Consider the following 22,467-nt stretch of genomic DNA (forward strand, 5'->3'; position numbering starts at 1 on the left):
GACCACCCGATCACCGGTCGTCCCTGGTCGGGAAGGGACAGGAGACGGATCAGCCGAACCGACCACCCCATCACCGGTCGTCCCTGGTCGGGAAGGGTTCGGGTGACGGATCAGCCGAACCGGCCGGTGATGTAGTTCTCGGTCTCCTTCTTCTCCGGCCGGGTGAACATCTGGTTCGTCTCGCCCATCTCGATGAGCTTGCCCGGCTTGCCCGGAGCCGACAGGTTGAAGAACGCCGTCCGGTCGGACACACGCGCGGCCTGCTGCATGTTGTGCGTCACGATGACGATCGTGTAGTTCTCCTTGAGCTGGTGGATGAGGTCCTCGATCGCCAGGGTCGAGATCGGGTCCAGCGCCGAGCACGGCTCGTCCATCAGCAGCACCGACGGCTTGACCGCGGTGGCGCGGGCGATGCACAGCCGCTGCTGCTGGCCGCCGGAGAGGCCCGAACCGGGCTTGTTCAGCCGGTCCTTGACCTCCTCCCACAGGTTCGCGCCGCGCAGCGAACCCTCCACCAGCTCGTCCGCCTCGGACTTGCTCATCCGCCGGTTGTTGAGGCGGGCACCGGCGATGACGTTGTCGTAGATCGACATCGTCGGGAACGGGTTGGCCTTCTGGAAGACCATCCCGACCTCGCTGCGCACCATGACCGGGTCCACGTCGGGCCCGTAGATGTCCAGGTCGTCCAGGAGCACCTTGCCCTGGACGCGGGCTCCCGGGGTCACCTCGTGCATCCGGTTGAGGGTCCGCAGGAAGGTGGACTTGCCGCAGCCCGACGATCCGATGAACGCCGTCACCGACCGCGGCTCGATGGTCATCGACACGTCCTCCACGGCCTTGAAGTCGCCGTAGTAGACGTGGAGACCGGAGACGTCGATACGTTTCGCCACTGGAAGTTCCTCGTGAATCTGCTCCGCGCGCGGGGCGTGGGCGGTGTGTGTAGGGGTCAACGGGCCTTCGGCGCGAACAGGCGGCCGATCATGCGGGCCAGGAAGAACAGCAGCATCACCACCAGGATCAGGGTCAGCGCCGCCGCCCAGGCCCTCTCGTAGTTGACGGCGCCGCCCATGCGGACCTGCGAGTAGATGAACACCGGGAGGTTCATCATCTGCCCGTCGAACAGGTTCCAGTTGATCGACACCGCGGACGACCCCGTGGTGAGGATCAGGGGAGCCGTCTCCCCGATAACGCGGGCGATGGCGAGCATGATTCCTGTGGTCAGGCCGGCCGCGGAGGTGGGCAGCACCACCTTGGTGATCGTGCGCCACTTGGGCACCCCCAGGGCGTAGGAGGCCTCGCGCAGGTCCTGCGGCACCAGCCGCAGCATCTCCTCGCTGGAGCGCACCACGACCGGGATCATCAGCACCGCCAGCGAGATCGCGCCCGCCGCGCCGTTGGTCCGGCCCGGGCCGAACAGGATCATCCACAGCGCCACCACGAACAGACCGGCGACGATCGACGGGATGCCCGTCATGACGTCGACGAAGAACACGATGATCCGCTTCATGCGGCCCTCGGCGTACTCCACGAGGTACACGGCGGTCATCACGCCGATGGGCACCGAGATGAGCGTGGCCATGCCGGTGATCGCCAGGGTGCCCACGATCGCGTGGTACACGCCGCCCGCGTCCATGCTCGGCAGGACGCCGTTCATGGACACCGTGAGGAAGTAGGCGTCGAACCGGACGATGCCGTTGCTCAGCACCGTCCACAGCACCGACACCAGCGGCAGCATCGCCAGCAGGAAGCACAGGTAGACCAGCGAGGTGACCAGCCGGTCCTTGGCCTTGCGGCCGCCCTCGACGCGGGCGGAGGCCGTCACGACGATCACCACGTACGCGGCGGCGGTGAGCAGGCCCCACAGCAGGAACCCGAAGGACGAGAAGGCCAGCAGGACCCCGGCCACCACGGCGGCGGAGGAGGCCAGCAGGGCGGCGGGGAAGTGCTGCGGCAGGGAGCCGCGGCGCAGGTCGGTCGCGGTGGAGCCGGCCTCGGGTCCGGGAGGCTGCGTGGTCGTCGTGTCCATCAAGACTCCTTGCTCCCCCGGGTCACGACGTAGCGCGCGCCCATGTTGACGACGAGGGTGATCGCGAACAGGACCAGCCCGGCGGCGATCAGCGCGGAGACGCCGTACCCGGTGGCCTCGGGGTACTGGAGGGCGATGTGCGCGGCGATGGTCTGGTTGCCGCTCTGCAACAGGTTCCAGGAGACGATGAGGGAGGGGGACAGGATCATCGCGACGGCCATGGTCTCGCCCAGGGCGCGGCCCAGGCCGAGCATGGCGCCGCCCACCACGCCGGACCTGCCGAAGGGCAGCACGGCCAGGCGGATCATCTCCCAGCGGGTGGCGCCCATGGCCAGGGCGGCCTCGCGGTGCCCCTGCGGGGTCTGGTGGAAAACGTCGCGCGCCATAGCGGTGATGATCGGCAGGATCATGACGGCCAGCACCACGCCCGCGGTGAGGATGGTGCGGGCTGAGGTGGAGGCGGGGCCCTGGAACAGCGGGATCCAGCCCAGGTAGCGCGTCAGCGCCTGGTACACGGGAACCAGTTCCGGCGCGAGGAAGCCGATGCCCCACAGGCCGTAGACGACGCTGGGGATGGCGGCCAGCAGGTCCACCAGGTAGCCGAGTACCGAGGCGAGCCTGCGCGGCGCGTAGAAGACGATGAACAGCGCGATCCCGATCGCCACCGGGGTGGCCAGCAGCAGCGCGATGGCCGCGGCCAGGACGGTGCCGAACGCCAGGGCGGCGACACCGAACGCGGGTTCCTCGCGGACGTTGGGGTCCCACTCCGTGCTGGTGAGGAAGTTCACCGTGTTCGCGGTCAGGGACGGCCAGGCCTGCACGAGCAGGAAGGCGGCGACACCGGCGAGGATCAGCAGGATCAGGATGCCCGAGCCTCGGGCGAGCCCGGCGAAGGCGACGTCGCCGATCCGGCGCTTGCCCGTGGGCGGCGGTGCCGCCTCGGGGGCGTCCGTGGTCGTCATGGGTTGGCTCCGGTTCGGAAGGTTTCGGGGCGGGTCGCCCGGATGGTGCGGTGCGTTCCGTGCACCTTCTGCGTGCCTGGTGTGTTCCCTGCGACGCGTGGTTCTCCCACCGGTCGGGGGGTGTCTCCCCGCCGGGGTCCCCTTCGCGTCCCGTACTGGGGCGATCGCCGGTCACCGCGCCACGGTCCGTGGTGGAGGGTGGCCGTGCTGCGCCGAATGTGAAGGTAGGTGCAACAGGTGACCAGTTGTCCCAAGCAAGATGAACGGAAGATGAACGAGATGTCGCACTCCCGTGGCGGTCCGGGGATTGGCCGGTGAATGTGACAGGTCACACGTTCGGGCGGGGGGCGTCGTCCCTCGGCGGCGCGTACATCACGTCGGTGTCCCACATGGCGAATCCGAGCGACTCGTACAGCCGCACCGCCGCCTCGTTGTCGCCGTCCACGTACAGGTGGACCCACGGCAGACCGGCGTCGCGCAGGTGCCGCAGACCCGCCAGGGTCAGGGCACGGCCGAGTCCGCTGCCCTGCCACTCGGGGTCCACGCCCACCACGTAGACCTCGCCCACCGGCTCGCCGTCGGTGAGCCCGGCGCCGTCGGCGTGGGTCTTGGTCCAGTGGAACGCGGCCACCCCGCCGTCCTTGGCGGTGGCCAGGAAGAAGCCGTCCGGGTCGAACCAGTCCTCCACCTCGCGCTGGAGCAGGTCGTCCAGGGTGAGCTGGCCCTGCTCGGGGTGGTCGGCGAAAGCCCGTGCGTTGGCGGCCAGCCACGCCTGCTCGTCCTGGCCGACGACGAAGGGGCGCAGCCGGACCCGTTCGGCCACCTCGGGCCGCAGCTCGGGCTCGGGCAGCTCGGGCGCCTCCCAGGGGCCGCCCGGCTCGTCCCCGGCGATGTCGCGCAGCGGCATCCGCATCTTGTGGAGTTCGCGGACGGCGGTCCAGCCGTCCTCCCGCGCCACCGACACCGCCTGCGGGGTGCGCCCGTGCGCCCACACGCGGACCCCGTCCGGCCCGGCGTCCCGGTCCACCGAGTGCAGCAGGGCGGTTCCGTGCCCGCGGCCGCGGTGGTCGGGGTGGACGACGACCTCTCCGGAGTCGGGCTCGCCCGCGACGCGCTCCACGAAGGCGAAGCCGACCGCGCGCCCGTCCTCCAGGGCCAGGTGGAAGCGGCTGCTCCCCGAGGGGGCGCCGTGTCTGACGCGGAGCAGGGTGTGCTCCGACAGCGGTGCGACGCCGTCGGCCGCGCGCGCGGCCTCGGCGAGCGTCAGCACCTGTTCGGCCAGGGTCCGGTCCAGGTCATCGGTGACTAGCGGGGTGTCCATGGACCGAAAGCCTACGACGGGGCGACGGCAAGACTTCTGCCAGCCACGGCAGGTGGGGTGTTTGTCCTGGTAGCTGCCCTGAACCGCGCGTCGCCGGTGCCGTTCCCCGGTGGCGAGGCCGCCGGGGAACGGCACCGGGACGTCCTACTTCCTGCGGCGCCTGCCCTGGTAGCCGCCGCCGACGCGGACGCGCCGCACCGGTGCGAGCGGGGCCGCGAGCAGCAGAGCGAGGAGGAACGCGGCGAGCAGCACCGCCGGGGCCATGTTCGGCCCCAGGTCGCTGTGGTCGGCGGCCACCTCGGTCTCGTCGAGGTCGTCGTCCTGCGCGCCGGGGGTCACCGTCGGCAGCTCGGCGAGGTTCTCCGCGCCGGGCACGACCCCGGGCAGGGCCGCCTCGTCGCTGGGCAGGTCCGGGAAGCCGTCGCGGGTGGTGGGCACGTCGCTGGTGGGCACGTCGTCCACACGGCCGGAGGAGCGGGGCGCGTCACCGGAGCCGCCGGACCTGCCGCCGCCCGAACCGCCGGAGCCGCCGCCGGAGTTCCCCCCGCGGTCGTCGTCACGGGTGGGGTCGGGGCGGGGCGTGTCGGAGGGGCTCGTGGTGTCGTCCGGCTCCTCGGTCTCGGTGGGCTCGTCCGTGGGTTCCCCGGTCTGCTCCGGGGGAGTGGTGGGCTCGGGCCTGGCGATCGAGACCGTCCACGTGCCGGTGGCGACGGTGCGCGTGCTCGCGGGCTCCAGGACCGCGCACGCGACGCCCTCCTGCGCGAGCGCGTAGGTGAGGGTGGCCGTGACCTCGGCCCGCTCGCGGGTCGCGCCGGTGACCTCTCCGGCGGACGCCTCCTCGCCGGGGGCGACCTCCTGGGGCGTGAATCCCCTGACGCCGAACCCGCCGGTGTCCACGCTCATCGCCAGCAGGCAGACGCTGGCGTCGCCGGTGTTGGTCGCGGTGAGGGGGTTGACCGCGGAGTCGCCCAACTTCACCTCGTCGGAGTCCCGTTCGAAGGAGACGACAGCCGACGGGACCGGCTCCGGGGAGGACGGCGGTGCGGAGGGCGACGGGGAGGCCGACGCGGAGGCCGACGCGGAGGGGCTCGGCTCGGCGTGGGCCGGGGACATGACGGCGACCAGGCTGGAACCGACGAAGACGGCCCCCAGGGCGATGGCCGTGCGACGGCGTCCGGGGGTGAGCGGGGGTCTCGCGGCGTTCGTGGGCATCGGGGCGTTCTCCTCCTCGCGGATGGCGCGCCAAGGCAGCTTCTGCGCACCCGCCCGCGGGGAGTTTCGCCGCGCCTGACGTCCCGGCGTGGGGGTGCCCACACGATCTTAGGACCTGGGGCCGTCGAACACGAGTGTTCGGACGCCCGTTCTCACACCGTTCGCCCGCGGGACGGTCGGCCCCCGGGACGCGGCGGGTGGGGCCCGCGGCGGTGGACGCGGAAGCGCCGGGTTCCCGGGTGTCCGGAAACGACTCCGGGGCGCCCGCAGGGGCGCCCCGGGGTGGTCCTCGGGCGGAGGGAGGCGGCTCCCCGCGTGCCGCCCTAGGTCGCGCTGGGCTCGGCGGAGCGCGCGGCGGGCGGTGCGTCGACCCCCTCCGGCACGGCCGAGGGCGCCTTGGCGACCGGGTCGGGCACGAAGCGGTAGCCCACGTTGCGCACCGTGCCGATCAGCGACTCGTACTCCGAGCCCAGCTTGGCGCGCAGGCGCCGCACGTGGACGTCGATGGTGCGGGTGCCGCCGAAGTAGTCGTAGCCCCACACCTCCTGGAGCAGCTGCGCCCGGGTGAACACCCGGCCGGGGTGCTGCGCCAGGAACTTGAGCAGTTCGAACTCCTTGAAGGTGAGGTCGAGGATGCGGCCGCGCAGCCGCGCGATGTAGGTGGCCTCGTCGATGACGAGATCGCCCCTGCGGATCTCGTCGGGGTCGTCCGTCCCGGCCTCGGCCGACCCCACGGCCAGCCGCAGGCGCGCCTCGACCTCCGCGGGACCGGCGGTGGACAGGATGAAGTCGTTCACCTGCCAGTCGGGGGTCAGCGCCGCGACGCCTCCCTCGGTCAGGATCACCATCAGCGGGCAGTCCAGGCCCGTGGTGTCGAGCAGGCGGCAGAAGTTGCGGGCCGCGGCGAGGTCGGTCCGCGCGTCCACCAGGATGGCGTCGACCGGCGCGCCGGAGCCGCCGCCCGCGTTCGACGCCAGTAGGGCCCCCGCCTCCGCCGGCGCCACCCGCACCGAGTGCAGAAGGAGACCGAGGGCGGGAAGTACGTGGTCGGACGGTTCGTTCGAGTTCGTCAACAGCAGCAGATGGCTCATGCGTCTCTTCTCGTCACCCCGCTCTGTGCGGGCGATCGAAGGCGCCATTGCCCCCGGTGAAGATGTCCAATTCGTCGCCTCCGAGCAACACCAAGGATAATCAACGGATGGCGAAGTGCACTATCAGGTACTGGGCGGCGGCCAAGGAGGCCGCCGGAACGGCCGAGGAAACGGTCGGGGCCGCCACGCTCGCGGAGGCTCTGGAGGCGGCGTGTCGGCTGCACCCGGACGACCGCTTCCAGCGCGTACTCGGATCCTCCTCGCTGCTGGTCGACGAGCGGCCGGTCGGGCGCAGAGCGCACGGTGACGTGCCGGTCGCGGACGGCACTGTGATCGAGGTCCTACCGCCCTTCGCGGGCGGCTGAGGGGCCGTACGGCTCCGGAAACAGGAGGGGAACATGGCGGAAACACCCCAGTGGGCGGGCCAGGCGCGCGTGGTGATGCTCGGCAAGCCGGGATGCCACCTGTGCGAGGACGCCTGGGGGGTCATCGAGCGGGTCGCGGACGAACTCGGCGCCAGCCGGGCGGTGCGCCAGCTCGACGAGGTCGGCGCGGACGAGCGCGAGGAGTACTGGGACAAGATCCCGGTGACGTTCGTGGACGGGCGGCGCCACGACTTCTGGAGGGTGGGCGAGGACCGCCTGCGCTCCGCCCTGGGCGGCTGAAGGGGTTTTCGCCGGTTCTCCGGGGGATGTGCCGTCAGCGGGCCGGGCGATGGGCGAAAACGTTTCCGGCCGCTCTCACGGGACGGCTCCTCCGGAGAGCTGAGTAAGCCCGAAAACTACGACTGTGCCCACAAATATGCACATATGACGGTCTTTGGTTGTCCCGAATTGCCGACGTACGCACCGGAGGTTTCCGCGGGGGCGCCAAGGCCCTTACCGGTGGGAACTTATGAGCCCGCCGTCACAGCGGGCCCCACTTTGTGCGTGCTTTCACAAGCGCGTAATCTAGGTACTCCAAGACACGCCCGAGGAGCGCGGCGGCAGCAGCCCGTCCGCTCCCCGCGCCGGTCCCGGCGGCCCGCCTCCCGCCCGGACCGCCCCCGCGCCCGCCCGCCGACCAGGAGCGCCCGCCTGTGACCAGTCGTCCACCACGGCCCCGGGAGAGGGGCATCCCGGAGGCCACCGTGGCCCGGCTCCCCGTCTACCTGCGGGCCCTCCAGACCCTCCAGGACCGCGGCACCCTCACCGTCTCCTCCGAGGACCTCGCCTCCGCCGCCGGTGTGAACTCCGCCAAGCTGCGCAAGGATCTGTCCCACCTCGGGTCCTACGGGACGCGTGGCGTGGGTTACGAGGTGGAGTACCTCGTCTACCAGATCTCGCGTGAGCTTGGTCTCACCCAGGACTGGGCCGTGGCCATCGCCGGGATAGGCAACCTGGGCCGCGCACTGGCCAACTACGGGGGGTTCGGGACCCGCGGGTTCCGTATCGCGGCGCTGCTCGACGCGGACCCGGCGATGGTGGGGCAGAGTGTCGCCTCCCTGGACGTGAGGCATATTGACAACCTGGAGGAGGTTGTCCGTTCAGAGAGGGTTTCCATCGGTGTCATCACGACACCGGCGGTCTCCGCGCAGGGCGTGGCGACGCGCTTCGTCGAGGCGGGGGTGGCCAGCATCCTCAACTTCGCGCCGGTCGTACTCAATGTGCCGGACGGAGTCGATGTGCGTAAGGTCGACTTGTCCATCGAACTCCAGATCCTCGCCTTCCACGCGCAGCGCAGGGCCGATGGCGACGGCCGCGGCGCGGAACGCGCGGGACTGGAGCTGACGTGACCTGAGGGATGGGCGATCCGGGCCGTGAGGCCCGCATGAGCGGTGGGCGATGAGCGAGCGTGCGCCGCGCCTCCGGCGGTCTGGCCGCCGCCGGGGCATACGAAGACGCTGTGTGGTGCCTGCATAGGAGTAGTGCGGATGAGTGTCCTGGCCGTGGGGTTGAGCCATCGGAGTTCGCCGGTGGCGCTCCTCGAACGTGTCGCGCTGAACGGGGAGACCCGCGCCAACGCGGTCGCCGAGATGGTCGGCTCCGAGCCCGTCAACGAGGTCATGGTGGTCTCCACCTGCAACCGCACCGAGGTCTACGCCGACGTCTCGGCCTTCCACGGCGGCGTCTCGGCCATCACCGAACTCCTCTCCTGGCACACCGGGGTCCCCCTCGGAGAGCTCTCCGAGCACCTCTACGTCCACTACGAGGACCGCGCGGTCCAGCACCTGTTCTCCGTCACCTGCGGGCTCGACTCCATGGTCCTCGGCGAGGGGCAGATCCTCGGCCAGGTGCGCGACGCCCTCAAGGAGGGCCAGGAGACCGGTTCCGTCGGCCGCGTCCTCAACGACCTCGGCCAGCGCGCCCTGCGCGTGGGCAAGCGCGCCCACACCGAGACCCACCTCGACCACGCGGGCGCCGACATGGTCAGCTTCGGCCTCACCGTCGCCTCCGGCGGCCTCGGGCTCGGCCCGACCGGCGCCCCCCAGACCACCGCCCTCCAGACCGCCCAGACCGTGGGTTCGCTGCCCCCCGCGGGCTGCCCCATGTCCGCGGTCCCGGGCGACACCGCCGACGCGCCCGGGCTCGCCCGGCCCGCGCACGGCCCCCTCACGGGCGTGCGCGTCCTCGTCCTCGGCGCCGGGTCCATGAGCGCGCTGTCCGCCAACACGGTCTCCCGCCAGGGCGCCGAGGCGGTCGTCGTGGCCAACCGCACCTTCGACCGGGCCGCGCGCCTGGCCGAGTGCCTCACCGAGGCCTACGACACCGTCGAGGCCCGCGCCGTCCCCTTCGCCGACGCCGTCGGGGTCCTGGCCGAGGTGGACCTCGTCATCTCCTGTACCGGAGCCCAGGGCCTGGTCCTGACGTCCGAGGCCGTGGCCGCCGCCACCGCCGGGCGCACGCGGCCCCTGGTCTTCCTCGACCTCGCGCTGCCCCGCGACATCGACCCGGCCGTGCGCGAGCTGCCCGGCGTGCGCCTGGTCGACATCGAGGACCTGCGCCAGGCCGCCGCCACCGCGCCCGGAGCCGACACCGGCCGCGACAGCGCCCTCACCCTCGTGCGCGGCATCGTCGACGAGGAGGTCACCGAGTTCCGCGCGGTCCGCCGCGCCCACCAGGTGACCCCCACCGTCGTCGCCCTGCGCGCCCAGGCCAGGGACGTGGTGGACGCCGAGCTGTCGCGCCTGCACGGCCGCCTGCCCGCCGACCTCGACGACCGCACGCGCGAGGAGATCAGCCGCGCCATGCGCCGCGTCGCCGACAAGCTCCTGCACAGACCGACCGTGCGCGTCAAGGAACTGGCCGCCGCGCCGGACGGGGAGTCCTACGAGGCGGCACTGAGAGAACTCTTCGCACTCGACCCCGGAAGCCCCGAGGCGCTCACCGCCCCCGAGGGCACCGCCACCGCGGCACGGACCGCACAGGAGAAGTCATGACCGGCACGCCCTCCCACGGCACGACCGCCGACGGAGCACCCGACCACGTTGCCCCGGCCAGGCTTGGCACCCGCCGCAGCACCATGGCCACCAGCCAGTCGCGCATGGTCGCCGACGCCATCACCGAACGCACCGGCAGGGTGATCGAGCTGGAGCTGATCACCAGCTTCGGCGACGTCACCAAGGCGCACCTGACCCAGCTCGGCGGCACCGGCGTGTTCGTCAACGCCCTGCGCGACGAGCTCCACGCGGGCACCGTCGACTTCGCCGTCCACTCGCTCAAGGACCTGCCCACCACGCCCGCCGAGGGGCTCGTGCTGGCCGCGATCCCCGAGCGCGACGACCCGCGCGACGCCCTGTGCGCGCGCGACGGGCTGAAGTTCTCCGACCTGCCCGCGGGGGCCAGGGTCGGCACCGGCTCCCCGCGCCGGGTCGCCCAGCTCGCCGCGCTGCGCCCGGACCTGGTCTACGTCCCCATCCGCGGCAACGCCGAGACCCGTCTGGGCAAGGTCGCCTCCGGAGAGCTGGACGCCGTCGTCCTGGCCTACGCCGGACTCGGCCGCGTGGGACGCACCGAGGACGTCACCGAGGTCTTCGAGCCCGAGCAGATGCTGCCCGCGCCCGGCCAGGGCGCCCTCGCCGTCGAGTGCTCCGTCGAGCGCCTCGACGGCGACCTCGCCTACCTGGCCTCGGTCGACCACCCCGCCACCCGCGCCGAGGTCGTCGCCGAGCGCACCGTGCTCTCCGAGCTGGAGGCCGGTTGCGCCGCCCCGGTCGGCGCCTACGCCCAGTACGACGCGGCGACGGGCCGCCTGCGCCTGCGCGCCGCCGTGGTCGCCACCGACGGGGCCGAGGCCGTGCGCCGCGAGCGCGCCGCCGACCTCGCCTCGCCCGGGGACCTGGCCGCCGCCACCGCGCTCGGCCGGGACCTGGCCCGCCAGATGATCGCCGAGGGAGCCGACCGCATCGTGGCCGAGGCCTTCGCCGAGAGGGACACGCCCTAAGCAGGAGCAGTCGGCGGGCCTCCTCGGCCTGGGCCCGCCGTACCGCCGCCCCCGGCGCCGCACACCGGGGCGCGGCGACCCACACAGAGGAGCCAGTACGTGAACGCCAACGCCAACCCCCAGCCGGAGGAGCCGCGCGCCGCAGCGCGGGCCGGGCACGTCGCCCTGGTCGGTTCCGGTCCGGGCGGCGCCGACCTGCTCACCCTGCGCGGCGCCGAGCTGCTGAGCCACGCCGACGTGGTCATCACCCTGCGCGAGCCCGCCGCCGAGGAGCTCGCGGGCTTTCGCGCCGAACTCCTCTCCCACTGCTCCGAGGACGTCTCCGTGATCGAGGCGGGCGAGTGCGGCGGCGACGTCAACGCCCTGGCGGTGGCGCGCGCCCGCGACGGGCAGCGGGTGGTCCGCCTCTACTCCGGCGACCCGTTCTTCGGCTGCCGCGGCGCCGAACTGGTCTCCGCCTGCCACGAGGCCGGGGTCGAGGTCGAGGTCGCCCCCGGCGTCTCCGCGATCACCTCCGTGCCGACCTTCGCGGGCGTGCCGCTGCTGGACGCGGACAGCCCCGAGGTGCGCGTGCTCAACGCCCGCGCGCACGGCGGGGGAGGGGTCGACTGGCACGAGGCCGCCGCCAGCGGCGCCACCCTGGTCGTCATGGGCGGCGACGCGCCCGCCGGTGAGCCGGTCGAGCACCAGGGACCCGGCTTCGACGTGCTGTGCAAGACCCTCATCGCCGGAGGGCGGCCCGCCTCGACCCCGGTCGCGGTCGTGCGCGCGGGCGGCACCACCCGTCAGACCACGGTCTCCTCGACCCTGGGGCGGCTCGTCGCCGACCTCAAGTCCAAGGACGCCAAGGGCCACCACGTCACCGCGCCCGCGCTGATGATCGTCGGCCCCGCCGCGGGCCGCCACCCCGAGCTGTCCTGGTACGAGAGCCGTCCGCTGTTCGGCTGGCGCGTCCTGGTGCCCCGCACCAAGGAGCAGGCCGCGGCCCTGTCCGACCAGCTGCGCGGCTACGGCGCGGTGCCCGAGGAGGTGCCCACCATCTCCGTGGAGCCGCCGCGCACCCCGCAGCAGATGGAGCGCGCCGTCCGCGGCCTGGTCACCGGCCGCTACCAGTGGGTGGCCTTCACCTCCGTCAACGCGGTCCGCGCCATCCGGGAGCGCCTGGAGTCCTACGGCCTGGACGCGCGCGCGTTCGCCGGGGTCAAGGTCGCCGTCGTCGGCGAGGCCACCGCGCGCGCCGTGCGCGAGTTCGGCATCCAGCCCGACCTGGCCCCGCCCGAGGAGGAGCAGTCCAGCTCGGGCCTGGTCTCGGTGTGGCCGCCCTACGACGCCGAGATCGACCCGATCGAGCGGGTCCTGCTGCCGCGCGCCGACATCGCCACCGAGACCCTGTCCGCCGGGCTGGACAAGCTCGGCTGGGAGGTCGACGACGTCACCGCCTACCGCACCGTGCGCGCCGCGCCCCCGCCCGCGCCCGTCCGGGAGGCGATCAAGGGCGGCGGCTTCGACGCGGTGCTGTTCACGTCCTCCTCCACGGTGCGCAACCTGGTGGGGATCGCGGGCAAGCCGCACAACACCACCGTCATCGCCGTCATCGGTCCCGAGACGGAGAGGACCGCGATCGAGTTCGGCCTGCGCGTCGACGTCGTGGCGCCCAAAGCCTCGGTTTCCGCCCTCGCGCAGGCCCTTTCGGAGTACGGTGCCGAGAAGAGGCGCGAGGCGGTCGAGGCGGGCAAGCCCGTCCTCAAGCCCAGTCAGAAGAGACGCGGTCGCCGCCGCAAGCTCTGAGAGACCACACCGCCACCGACGCACGAACCTTTCCCGGGAGCCCCGTGATGAACGCCTCCAGCAACGACGCCGCCTTCCCCGTGGTCCGGCCGCGCCGCCTGCGCCGCGGTCCGGCGCTGCGCCGCCTGGTCGCCGAGACCCGGGTCCGCCCCGAGAACCTCGTCCTGCCGATGTTCGTCAAGGAGGGCATCACCGAGCCGGTGGCCGTCTCCTCGATGCCCGGCCAGGTGCAGCACACGCGTGACAGCCTGCGCAAGGCGGCCCACGAGGCGGCCGCCGCCGGGGTCGGCGGGCTGATGCTGTTCGGCATCCCCGCGCACAAGGACGCGCACGGCTCGGCCGCCGACGACCCCGAGGGGATCGTCCAGGCCGCCCTGCGCGACCTGTCCGCCGAGGTCGGCGACGACCTCGTGGTGATGGCCGACCTGTGCCTGTGCGAGTACACCGACCACGGTCACTGCGGCCCGCTGGAGGTGGACGGGCACGTCGACAACGACCTCACCCTGGAGCGGTACGCGTCCGTGGCCGCAGCCCAGGCCGAGGCGGGCGCCGCCGTGGTGGCGCCCAGCGGCATGATGGACGGCCAGGTCGCGGCGATCCGCGCCGGGCTCGACCGCGCCGGGCACCAGCAGGTGCCCATCCTGGCCTACGCCGCCAAGTACGCGTCGGCGTTCTACGGCCCCTTCCGCGAGGCCGCGGAGGGCGCGCCGCAGTTCGGCGACCGCTCCGGCTACCAGCAGGACCCCGCCAACGCGCGCGAGGCGCTGCGCGAGGTGGCACTGGACGTCGCCGAGGGCGCGGACATGGTGATGGTCAAACCCGGCCTGGCCTACCTCGACATCGTGGCCAAGGTGGCCGAGGCCTCCCCGGTACCCGTGTCGGCCTACCAGGTCAGCGGCGAGTACGCGATGATCGAGGCGGCCGCGGAGCGGGGCTGGATCGACCGCGAGCGGGCCATCGTGGAGACACTGACCTCCTACCGCAGGGCCGGGGCCGAGCAGATCCTCACCTACTGGGCGACCGAGGCCGCCCGCCTGCTGCGGTAGCGCGACCAGGCCCCTCGCCCCGGTCGCGGTCCCCGGGTGCAGGGCCTCCCACGACGGCGAGGCCGCGCCTGGAACACGAGCGAAGACCGGGGAGGCTCCATGGCCGAGGTTCTGTACCGACGTAAGCGCCGCCATGCGGCGGCCAGCATGCTGGACGCCGCTCTGGGCTACGCCGAGCTGGGCTGGCCGGTGGCGCGCGGCACCTCACCGGGGCAGGACCGCGCGTGCAGCTGCGACCGGATGGGCTGTCCGGACCCGGCGGCGCACCCGGTGACGATGGCCTGGGGCGTGGAGGCCAGCACCGACACCGACACCATCCGGCGGTGGTGGACGGCCACCCCCGACGCGAACATCATCCTGCCCACGGGGCGGGTCTTCGACGTGTTCGACGTCCCCCGTGAGGCGGGTGTGATGGCGCTGGCGCGCATGGGCCGCTCGGGCGTTCCCGCGGGCCCGGTCGCGGCGGTGGAGTCCTCGCGCTACCTGTTCTTCGTGGCCACCCGTTCGCCGGTGGACGAGGACGAGTGGTGGTCCTGCCACCTGGACTGCGTGCCCGAGGCCGTGGAGGAGATGCCGGGACTGCGCTGGCACTGCCGGGACAGCTTCGTGCTCGGCGCCCCCTCGCTGCTGCCCTCCGGCGACCGGGTCACCTGGATCCGCCCGCCGCGCGCCGAGGACGGGGCCGTGGTGCTGCCCGACCCGATCGTGGTGCTCGACATCCTCGCCGACGCGAGCGAGGAGTTCCCCGCCTGACCCCGGGGCGCGCGCCGGGCGTACCGGTGGCGGTACCGCTCGGGCGCGCGAGCGGCGGTCGGACTCCTACCTGGGCAGGGTGAGGATCTCGGCCCCCTCGTGGGTGATGGCGATCGTGTGCTCGCTGTGCGCCGTCCGGCAGCCCGTCGCGCTGCGCAGCGTCCACCCGTCGGCGTCGGTGACCAGCTCGTCGGTGTCCGCCATGACCCACGGCTCCAGGGCGAGCATCAGGCCGGGGCGCAGCTTGTAGCCCCGGCCGGGTTGCCCGGTGTTGGCCACGTGCGGGTCCTGGTGCATCGTCGACCCGATGCCGTGACCGCCGAACTCGGTGTTGATCGGGTACCCCGCCGCGCTGAGGACCGAGCCGATGGCGTGGGAGATGTCGCCGACGCGGGCCCCGGGCCGGGCGGCGGCGATCCCCGCCTCCAGCGCGCGTTCGGTCGCACGGATCATCGCGACGCTCTCGGCGGGCCTCGACTCGCCCACGACGAAGCTGATGGCGGAGTCCGCGGCGACCCCGCCCAGGGAGACGGCGAGGTCGAGTGTGAGCAGGTCGCCGTCGGCGAGCGCGTAGTCGTGGGGCAGTCCGTGGAGCACGGCGTCGTTGACGGCCGTGCAGATGTAGTGGCCGAACGGCCCGCGCCCGAAGGACGGCGCGTAGTCGACGTAGCAGGACTGCGCTCCGGCCTCGGCGATCATCTCCCGGGCCCACCGGTCGATGTCCAGGAGGTTGGTGCCGACCGTGGCGCGGCTCCGTGCCGTCCGGAGGATGTGGGCGACCAGGGAGCCCGCGTCCTTGGCTCGGGCGAGTTCGGCGGGTTTCAGGATCTCGATCATGCGGCGGCCTCTCACGCAACCAATAACTATACCGGCCATACTATACCGGTTCTGGGGGTGGGGTCACGGCCGGATCGCCGGCCACTTCGTCGGAGGACGAGCACGGACAGCGTTCCGGCGGTCTTCCGCGCCCGCGAGGGGCGCCCAACGTCCGGACCGCGCCCGGCGCACGCGTCGGAGGGCCTTCAAGGGACCGGGTCCGTTCGGCGTTCGGGAACGGGCCCTAGCCGCCCCGGCGCTCCCGTACCCACAGGGCGAGCCGGGTGCGGTCGCGCAGCCCCAGCTTGCGCAGGATGCTCGTGACGTGGTTCTTGGCGGTGCCCTCGGTGATGAACAGGGCCCGCGCGACCTCCCGGTTGGTGGCGCCCGTGCCGACGAGGCGGGCCACCTCCTCCTCGCGCTCCGACAACCGGGGGGCCTCCCCGTGCCCTGACGGGCGGGGCGGGTCCGCCGCGGGGACGGTGGAGGGGCCTTCGCCGAGCGCGGCGACCAGGAGCTCGGCCGCCGGACCGCCGAGAACGGTCTCACCCCGGGCGACGCGGCGGATCGCCGCCACCAGTTCCTCCGGCGGCACGTCCTTGAGCAGGTAGCCGCGCGCTCCGGCCCGCAGACCGCCGAAGACCAGTTCGTCGTCGTCGAACGTGGTCAGCACCAGGGCGGGCACGTCCGGGTACTCCGCGCGCATCCGCCCGATGAGGGCCACCCCGTCCATGCGCGGCATGCGGGCGTCCACCAGGGCCACGTCCGGGAGCGGGTCGGCGGCCGACAGGAACTCCAGGGCCTCGACGCCGTCCGCGGCGTCGCCGACGACGTCGACGCCCTCCTCGATCTCCAGCAGTTTGCGCAGGCCCTGCCGCATCAGGATCTGGTCGTCGACGATCAGGACCGAAACAGTGGTCATGTGGTGCCCCCAGCCGTGCCGGGAACAGTCTCCCGCGTACCGGCGTCCGCGGGAACCTCCGCGCGGAGCCGGAAGCCGAGAGGGCCCGCCGGGGGCGTGCTCCCCGGCGTCGTGGCCTGCCACGCGCGCTCCCGACAGGTCGGGCTCCCGTGTGCTCCGCCCTCCAGCGCCGTGCCCTCCAGCGCTCGGCCCCCTGGTGTCGTGTCCTCCCGCGTCCGGTCGGCCGCGCACACGTTGCCGCTGAGTATCGTCCCGCCTACGGCCGCGACCCGTTCGGACAGACCCCGCAGCCCGAACCCCGCGCGCACCGCCTCCTTCCCCGCGCCGCCGCCGTTGTCGGTCACCGTGACCGCGACCCCCTCGGCGCGGGTCAGCACCTCCACCTCGATCAGGTCGGCGCCCGAGTGGCGCATGGCGTTGGTCAGGCCCTCCTGGAGCGCCCGGTAGCAGACCAGCTCGGCCTCCTCCGACAGGTCGGGCCAGACCCCGTCGCCGGTGACGGCGAACCTGATCCGGACGCCCCCGCCGTCGAAGGAGGCCGCCATCGCCCGCATCGCGGCCAGCCCCGCGCGTCCCTCCAATCCCAGGGGGCGCAGCGCGCGCACCCAGCGCCGGGTGTCGGTGAGCGCCTCCCGGGCGAGTTCGCGGGCCTGTCGCACCTCCTCCCACGCCGAGTCGGGCCGTGCGGTGCGAAAGCGCAGCGCGTTCGACAGCGACATGGTGAGCGCGGTCAGGTAGTGGCCGGTGCTGTCGTGCATCTCCCGGGACATGCGGGCGCGCTCCTCCGCCACGGTGAGCTCGCGGATGCGATCGGAGCGGCGGCGCAGCTCCCCGTGGGCCTCCTCCAGCGCGGCCAGGAGCTCCCGTGTGTGCTCGGCCCGCCGCGCGGCCACGGTCAGGCCGAGGAACACCGTTCCCGACGCCGCCACGATGAACAGCAGGATCATCCCGGCGAACAGCCCCACCGCGAACGGCAGGTCGGGGACCACCAGGGTCAGACCGACGCTGAACACGAGCACGGCGGAGCCGTAGCCGACGCCGCCCGGCAGCCCGAACACGGCCACCGCGTTCATGGTGCCCACGCACAACAGCAGGAAGGTCGTGTGGTTGCTGCTGAGCATGCAGAGCACGGTGAGGGCGAGGAAGGCGGCGCTGACGGCCCTGCGCGGCCACGGGGACGCCGGGGACCAGGCCAGGAACGGCCACAGCGCGCAGCAGAGCAGCAGGACGCCGACGCTGACGAGCACGGCGGTGTTGGCGACCGGGTCGCCGCCGTGGAAACGCATCTGACCGCTCAGGAACAGCAGCGCGTAAAGGCCGAGGGTGAGTGCCACCGCGCCCCAGAACAACAGTTCCAGAACGCGGGGCGGACGGTTCTCGTGCAGCGTGACCCACGAGGACGGGTCGGTCGGGGAGCCGGGGGTGCGCATTCTTCCGAGCGTAGTCGGAACGATCCCGCGCGGACCGCCGGAGGAGGTCATGGTCAGGGGCATGTTCGCGCCATGACCTCCGGCATGGCCGGTGTCCGCGGACCGCGTGACCGCACCGTGCCTCGCGGTCGATGCGGTTCCGAAACTCCTTTTCCTACTGTTGTGCCACGAGAACGGCGAGGGAGAGGGAGAAACAGAATGAACGGCACGGACAACCCGGCGGAGGCGAATGTGGAAAGGCCCCGGATTCCCCTCGCGGGAATTCTCGTCACGGCGGTCTCGGTCGCCCTCATGGCCCTCGTCTCCTGGACGGCCTGGCCCGACCTGCCGGGGACGGTGCTCAGCGGACGGACCAACCTGGACGGCACCCCCGACACGGTTCCCCGGGCGGTGCTCGCGCTGGCCCTGCCCCTGACGACGGGCCTCCTGGCGGTCGTGCTGTCGGCCGCGGTGGTCTTCGGAACCCGTCTCCAGAACGGCCTCCAGGACGCGCTGGGGCTACCGGCGGCGCCGAAGGCACGGAGCGCCGCGCGGGGCATGAGCGCCCTCCTGGGCCTGCTGTCCCTGTTCCTGCTCGTGACGCACGGAGTGCTCGTCCTGGGCCAGGCCGGGTGGGACCTCCCGATCAGCCGGGTGCTGGGCGTGGCGACCGGTCTGTTCCTGGTCGGTGTCGGCGTCGTCCTGCCCGCGCCGGAGCCCGGGGCGGACCACGACAGGCCCCTCGCCGGCTGGTGGTCGGCCGCGCACCGCCTCATGAGAACCGGGTTCGTGCTGGTCGGTTCGGCGCAGGCGGCGGTCGTCCTGTTCGTCGACCACACGCTGGCGTGGCTCCTCGTCCCGCTGCTGCTGCTCCCCGCGATGTGCGCGGCCGTGGTGCTTCCGCTCCTGCGCGGGCGGGCCTGAGGCGCAGAGCGGGCAGGGGCGGGTGTGGCCGGGCGCGCGGAAGCCCCGGAGCCCGCTGGGGGTGCCCGAGGGCTCGGCAGGAGGCGCCGGAGAGGCACGGGGGAGGCTCCAGGGAGGCCGCCGGGGAGGTCATCACCGCGACCTCCTCCGTTCTCCTCGGCTTGGCCCCGCGTCAGATCCTGATCTCCTCGGCGTTCACCACCACGCCGTCCTCGTCGCTGTAGAGCCACTCGCCCGGCACGAACGTGACGTCGCCGAAGGTCACGGGCACGTCCAGGCGACCGGCGGCGTCCTTGAGGGACTTGCGGGGGTTGGAGCCCAGCGCCTTCACGCCCAGGTCCAGCCCGCCCAGGGCGCGGGTGTCGCGGACCGCGCCGAAGATCACGGTTCCGGCCCAGCCGTTGGCCACGGCCGCCTCCGCGATCATGTCGCCCATCAGGGCGGACCGCAGCGAGCCGCCGCCGTCCACCACCAGGACCGCGCCGTCGCCCGGGGTGTTGAGGACCTGCTTGACCAGGCCGTTGTCCTCGTGGCAGTGGACGGTGCGGATCCGGCCGCAGAACACCGCGCGTCCCCCGAACTGGCGGAACTGCGTGGAGCAGCTGCGCAGGGTGTCGCCGTGGTCGTCGATGAGGTCCGCGGTGGTGAAGTGCGATGTCATCGGGGCTCCGTCTCGGGAGGGCGGATGGGTACCGCCGGGAGGGTGGACACCCCCAAGCTACTCATCGGTACACCAGGCCTCTCGGGTGGCACGGCGTCTCCTTCGTCGGTGCCCTCCGTCTCTTTCGTCGATACGGCCGTTTCGCGGGCCCGGAAAGCCCCGGTTGATGACAGGATGAAGCCTTTCCTGTCACCTAATCATGGGATCCCCGTCACCTTCGGACGGGGCGTCGCCCAGTCCCTCCCCCCTGCGCGCGACCCTCCCCCCTGAACGACCCAATGGAGAGAGATGGTCTCTGAGATCCTCGCCGTCAGCGCTGCCTGGTCCCGGGCCCTGATCGAGTTCACGGCGGACCTGGACCCCTGGGTGCAGAGCGTCGCCTACGTGGGCACCGACCTCTTCCTCGGAGTGTTCGCCGTCCTCTTCCTCGCCGCCTGGTGGCGCGCCCGCTCCGTGGACTCCCGTCTGGTCGGCCTGGCCCTGTTCGCTCCCGTCGCCACCGTCGTCGCCTACATGGTCAGCCGCACGGTGAAGACGTTCTTCGAGCAGATGCGCCCCTGCCAGGCCATGACCGACCTGACCACGATCGCCACCTGCGACCCGCTCGGCGACTGGTCCTTCCCGAGCAACCACGCCGCGATCGCGGGCGCCGCCGCCGCGGCGCTCATCCTGGCCTGGCGCCGCATCGCCGTCCTCGCCGTGCTGCTCGCCGTCCTGGAGGCCTTCTCCCGGGTCTTCGTCGGCGCCCACTACCCGCACGACGTCACCGTCGGCCTCCTCGTCGGCGCCACCGTCGCGGCCCTGGTCTCCCTGGCCGCCTCCCGCCCGATGACCGCCCTCGTGGAGCTGCTCGCCCGCAACGACCGCCTGCGCCCGCTGGTGCGCGCCGAGCGGCCGGACACCCCGGCCGACTCGGACGCGGGCGCGCCGCCCCCGCCCGACGCCCCCGCCCGGGACGGCTACGCCGCCCGGCACTGAGTCGGCTTCCGTGTGCCCCGTCCCTGTCCCCGGGGGCGGGGCACACGCGTGTGTGGCCACGGCCACATGGCATGCTTGTCGCGTGTGGTTTTTCCGCGCGAAACGCGGTGAAGCCGCTCAACTTCCGGGGAGAGTGCCGCGATGCTGCTGAGTTTCCGCGTCGAGAACCACAAGTCCATCCGGGAGGAGCAACAGCTCCTGCTCACTCCCGTCTACGACGACGCCCGCCCGCAGGAGGCCGGCTGGGAGGCCACCACGGTCGCGGGGGTCTTCGGGGCCAACGCCTCGGGCAAGTCGAACCTGCTGGACGCGCTCTCCTTCATGCGGGACACCGTCCGGTGGTCGATGAGCCACAACGAGCCGGGGAGCGGAATCCAGCGCCACCCCTTCAAGTTGAGCGCGGACGCCCGGGAGGAGCCCTCCACGTTCGTGGTCGACCTCGTGATCGACCGGGTCCGCCACACCTACGGCTTCGGGGTCGACGACGAGCGGGTCGTGGAGGAGTGGCTGTACAGCTACCCCAGGCAGCGCAAGCGCGTCGTGTTCGAACGCGACGGGCAGGAGTTCTCCTTCGGTGACCAGACCTCGGGGAAACTGCGCCAGGTCAAGGAGATCACCGGTCAGAACGTCCTCTTTCTCACCGTCGCCGCCCGCGCCTCGAACGCGGAGGTGGAACCGGTCTACCGCTGGTTCTCCGAGAGTCTGGTGTCCGCCACCGAGCGGGGGCCGGGCCACCCAGCGTGGTTGCGTGAGGGAAGCGCCTCCGAGGCACACATGGCGGATCTCAGCCGTCTTCTGAAGTCCGCTGACACGGGTATCGAAACGGTGGAACTCAGCCACGACCATCTCGACTCCATGGGACGGACCGCCTCCGCTAGGGACTCCTCCTCCGATGAGGAAAGGTTCCGCGACTCATATACGAGAGCGTTGGCCCGGAGGCTGCTCAAAGGAGATCAGGACGGGGACAGATTTCAGACCAAGCCCGGCCCTAGTGGAACGTCGGCCTTCGAGGCGAGTCTGCGAACCCTTCTCAGGCACGGCCGATCCACCCTCCTCTTCCGCCATCAGGGCACAGAAAACGCTACGCCCCTTCTCTGGGAGGAGGAATCCCTGGGAACCAGGGCGTTCGCCACGATCGGCTTCGACGCCCAGCGTGTACTGGAAACGGGCGGAGCCCTCGTGGTCGACGAGATCGACGCCAGTCTCCACCCCTACCTCTCCGCCAAGGTCATCTCCCTCTTCCAGGACGAGGAGCACAATCCCAAGGGCGCCCAACTGATCTTCACCAGCCACGACGCGGCCCTGCTCGGACGCGTACGCGGTGAGGAGGTCCTCAAGCGCGACCACATCTGGTTCGTGGACAAGGACGACCGTGGACGGACCTCGCTCTACCCGCTCAGCGACTTCAGGCCCCGGGGAGACGACAACCGAGCCCGGCGCTACCTCACGGGCCGCTACGGCGCGGTTCCGGACGTGGACGACGAACTGTTCCGGGACGCCCTGCACCGGCGCGAGCAGTCACGGGAGTCGGAGGAAGCCGCCCCGTGAGCAAGCGGCGCAGGAGGGAGCAGCGGGAGACGAGCCTTGACCGTCGCAGGCCGCACCGCGAGGAGAGGCGCGTCTACCTCGTCGTCTGCGAGGGCGAGACCGAGAAGCGCTACTTCGACACGATGAAGAAGCACCCGGACGTGCGCCTGCACACCGTCCACGCCCGCAAGGCCAAACACCCCCAGCGCGAGATCGTGGTCAGAAGCGCGGCTGAGGCGGAGCGGGACGACTACACCGAGCGCTGGGCGGTGTTCGACACCGACGGAGAGGACGTCGCCGCGCTCGTGGCGTCCGCCGCGCGGGAGGGGATCGAGGCCGCTCCCTCCACCCCCACCTTCGAGACCTGGCTCATCCTCCACCTCAGGGACCACCGGTCCGCACTCGTCACCGGGGCCAGGGCCGAGAAGGAGCTCAGGGCGCTCCTGCCGAGGTGGAACAAGGGCGGGACCCGCTTCGAGGACTTCGCCCACGGCCTCCAGGAGGCCTGCGAGCGCGCCGAGCGCCTGCCGCCGACGGGCGACCCCAGCACACGGATCCACCAGCTGGTCCGTGCTCTGATCCGCCCCTGACCCCGACACCGGTCCAGGC

Annotated in this window: 22 protein-coding genes; 12 read left to right on the plus strand and 10 right to left on the minus strand. The window is 72.3% G+C overall.

Annotated features, from left to right (window positions below; all coding sequences use genetic code 11):
* Window positions 1-110 precede the first annotated feature (110 nt).
* The 6 genes from pstB to G011_RS0106090 all read right to left on the minus strand — a co-directional run bounded on the left by pstB (window position 111) and on the right by G011_RS0106090 (window position 6,612).
* Window positions 111-890 carry a phosphate ABC transporter ATP-binding protein PstB gene (pstB, locus tag G011_RS0106060; RefSeq protein WP_013155377.1) on the minus strand — a complete coding sequence of 260 codons (780 nt, stop codon included), beginning with the start codon at window positions 888-890 and terminating at the stop codon, window positions 111-113.
* A 56-nt stretch (window positions 891-946) separates the two neighbouring features.
* A complete protein-coding gene (pstA, locus tag G011_RS0106065; protein ID WP_019607704.1) occupies window positions 947-2,026 on the minus strand; it encodes a phosphate ABC transporter permease PstA in 1,080 nt (359 codons plus the stop codon).
* The gene (gene pstC / locus G011_RS0106070; protein WP_013155375.1) at window positions 2,026-2,988 is read right to left on the minus strand and encodes a phosphate ABC transporter permease subunit PstC; all 963 of its coding nucleotides are present in this window, start codon (window positions 2,986-2,988) and stop codon (window positions 2,026-2,028) included. The genes pstA and pstC overlap by 1 nt, the downstream gene beginning before the upstream one ends.
* A 328-nt stretch (window positions 2,989-3,316) precedes the next feature.
* Window positions 3,317-4,309 carry a mycothiol synthase gene (gene mshD / locus G011_RS0106075; protein ID WP_013155374.1) on the minus strand — a complete coding sequence of 331 codons (993 nt, stop codon included), beginning with the start codon at window positions 4,307-4,309 and terminating at the stop codon, window positions 3,317-3,319.
* Window positions 4,310-4,453: 144 nt separating this feature from the next.
* On the minus strand, window positions 4,454-5,521 hold the full coding sequence (locus G011_RS0106080; RefSeq protein WP_155979728.1) for a hypothetical protein: 1,068 nt from the start codon (window positions 5,519-5,521) through the stop codon (window positions 4,454-4,456).
* Window positions 5,522-5,844: 323 nt separating this feature from the next.
* Window positions 5,845-6,612, minus strand: coding sequence for a response regulator transcription factor (locus G011_RS0106090; protein ID WP_013155372.1), 768 nt, complete (start codon window positions 6,610-6,612; stop codon window positions 5,845-5,847).
* A 107-nt stretch (window positions 6,613-6,719) separates the two neighbouring features.
* Here G011_RS0106090 and G011_RS0106095 point away from each other — a divergent pair, with 107 nt between their 5' ends.
* The 8 genes from G011_RS0106095 to G011_RS0106130 all read left to right on the plus strand — a co-directional run bounded on the left by G011_RS0106095 (window position 6,720) and on the right by G011_RS0106130 (window position 14,621).
* On the plus strand, window positions 6,720-6,977 hold the full coding sequence (locus tag G011_RS0106095) for a MoaD/ThiS family protein (RefSeq protein WP_013155371.1): 258 nt from the start codon (window positions 6,720-6,722) through the stop codon (window positions 6,975-6,977).
* Between the two features lie 33 nt (window positions 6,978-7,010).
* A complete protein-coding gene (locus tag G011_RS0106100; protein WP_019607706.1) occupies window positions 7,011-7,277 on the plus strand; it encodes a glutaredoxin family protein in 267 nt (88 codons plus the stop codon).
* Between the two features lie 413 nt (window positions 7,278-7,690).
* Entirely contained in the window at window positions 7,691-8,386 is a 696-nt protein-coding gene (locus G011_RS0106105) for a redox-sensing transcriptional repressor Rex (RefSeq protein ID WP_013155369.1), read from the plus strand.
* A gap of 138 nt (window positions 8,387-8,524) precedes the next feature.
* Window positions 8,525-10,030, plus strand: a complete 1,506-nt coding sequence (locus G011_RS0106110; protein WP_036552285.1) for a glutamyl-tRNA reductase — start codon at window positions 8,525-8,527, stop codon at window positions 10,028-10,030.
* A complete protein-coding gene (gene hemC / locus G011_RS0106115) occupies window positions 10,027-11,034 on the plus strand; it encodes a hydroxymethylbilane synthase (RefSeq protein WP_019607709.1) in 1,008 nt (335 codons plus the stop codon). Before G011_RS0106110 ends, hemC begins: the two co-directional genes overlap by 4 nt.
* A 99-nt stretch (window positions 11,035-11,133) precedes the next feature.
* Entirely contained in the window at window positions 11,134-12,822 is a 1,689-nt protein-coding gene (locus tag G011_RS0106120) for a bifunctional uroporphyrinogen-III C-methyltransferase/uroporphyrinogen-III synthase (RefSeq protein ID WP_019607710.1), read from the plus strand.
* Between the two features lie 47 nt (window positions 12,823-12,869).
* On the plus strand, window positions 12,870-13,868 hold the full coding sequence (gene hemB / locus G011_RS0106125) for a porphobilinogen synthase (RefSeq protein ID WP_019607711.1): 999 nt from the start codon (window positions 12,870-12,872) through the stop codon (window positions 13,866-13,868).
* A 99-nt stretch (window positions 13,869-13,967) separates the two neighbouring features.
* Window positions 13,968-14,621: a bifunctional DNA primase/polymerase gene (locus G011_RS0106130; RefSeq protein WP_013155364.1), complete on the plus strand. Its 654-nt coding sequence runs from the start codon at window positions 13,968-13,970 to the stop codon at window positions 14,619-14,621.
* A 66-nt stretch (window positions 14,622-14,687) separates the two neighbouring features.
* Here G011_RS0106130 and map read toward each other — a convergent pair whose 3' ends face one another.
* From map to G011_RS0106145, 3 genes are all read right to left on the minus strand, one after another.
* Window positions 14,688-15,458, minus strand: a complete 771-nt coding sequence (gene map / locus G011_RS0106135; RefSeq protein ID WP_019607713.1) for a type I methionyl aminopeptidase — start codon at window positions 15,456-15,458, stop codon at window positions 14,688-14,690.
* Between the two features lie 223 nt (window positions 15,459-15,681).
* Window positions 15,682-16,359, minus strand: a complete 678-nt coding sequence (locus tag G011_RS0106140) for a response regulator transcription factor (protein ID WP_019607714.1) — start codon at window positions 16,357-16,359, stop codon at window positions 15,682-15,684.
* Window positions 16,356-17,789, minus strand: a complete 1,434-nt coding sequence (locus G011_RS0106145) for a sensor histidine kinase (RefSeq protein ID WP_019607715.1) — start codon at window positions 17,787-17,789, stop codon at window positions 16,356-16,358. Before G011_RS0106145 ends, G011_RS0106140 begins: the two co-directional genes overlap by 4 nt.
* A gap of 198 nt (window positions 17,790-17,987) precedes the next feature.
* Between G011_RS0106145 and G011_RS0106150 the strand changes: the two genes are divergently transcribed.
* Window positions 17,988-18,692, plus strand: a complete 705-nt coding sequence (locus G011_RS0106150; RefSeq protein WP_019607716.1) for a hypothetical protein — start codon at window positions 17,988-17,990, stop codon at window positions 18,690-18,692.
* Between the two features lie 172 nt (window positions 18,693-18,864).
* Here G011_RS0106150 and rraA read toward each other — a convergent pair whose 3' ends face one another.
* On the minus strand, window positions 18,865-19,353 hold the full coding sequence (gene rraA, locus G011_RS0106155) for a ribonuclease E activity regulator RraA (RefSeq protein WP_019607717.1): 489 nt from the start codon (window positions 19,351-19,353) through the stop codon (window positions 18,865-18,867).
* A gap of 288 nt (window positions 19,354-19,641) precedes the next feature.
* Between rraA and G011_RS0106160 the strand changes: the two genes are divergently transcribed.
* The 3 genes from G011_RS0106160 to G011_RS0106170 all read left to right on the plus strand — a co-directional run bounded on the left by G011_RS0106160 (window position 19,642) and on the right by G011_RS0106170 (window position 22,448).
* Window positions 19,642-20,331 carry a phosphatase PAP2 family protein gene (locus G011_RS0106160; RefSeq protein ID WP_019607718.1) on the plus strand — a complete coding sequence of 230 codons (690 nt, stop codon included), beginning with the start codon at window positions 19,642-19,644 and terminating at the stop codon, window positions 20,329-20,331.
* A 141-nt stretch (window positions 20,332-20,472) separates the two neighbouring features.
* Complete coding sequence (locus tag G011_RS0106165; RefSeq protein WP_019607719.1) at window positions 20,473-21,879, plus strand: ATP/GTP-binding protein; 1,407 nt, start codon at window positions 20,473-20,475, stop codon at window positions 21,877-21,879.
* The gene (locus tag G011_RS0106170) at window positions 21,876-22,448 is read left to right on the plus strand and encodes an RloB family protein (protein WP_019607720.1); all 573 of its coding nucleotides are present in this window, start codon (window positions 21,876-21,878) and stop codon (window positions 22,446-22,448) included. The genes G011_RS0106165 and G011_RS0106170 overlap by 4 nt, the downstream gene beginning before the upstream one ends.
* Window positions 22,449-22,467: the final 19 nt, after the last annotated feature.

Source organism: Nocardiopsis sp. CNS-639 (assembly GCF_000381685.1).
GTDB classification, from domain to species: Bacteria; Actinomycetota; Actinomycetes; order Streptosporangiales; family Streptosporangiaceae; genus Nocardiopsis; species Nocardiopsis dassonvillei.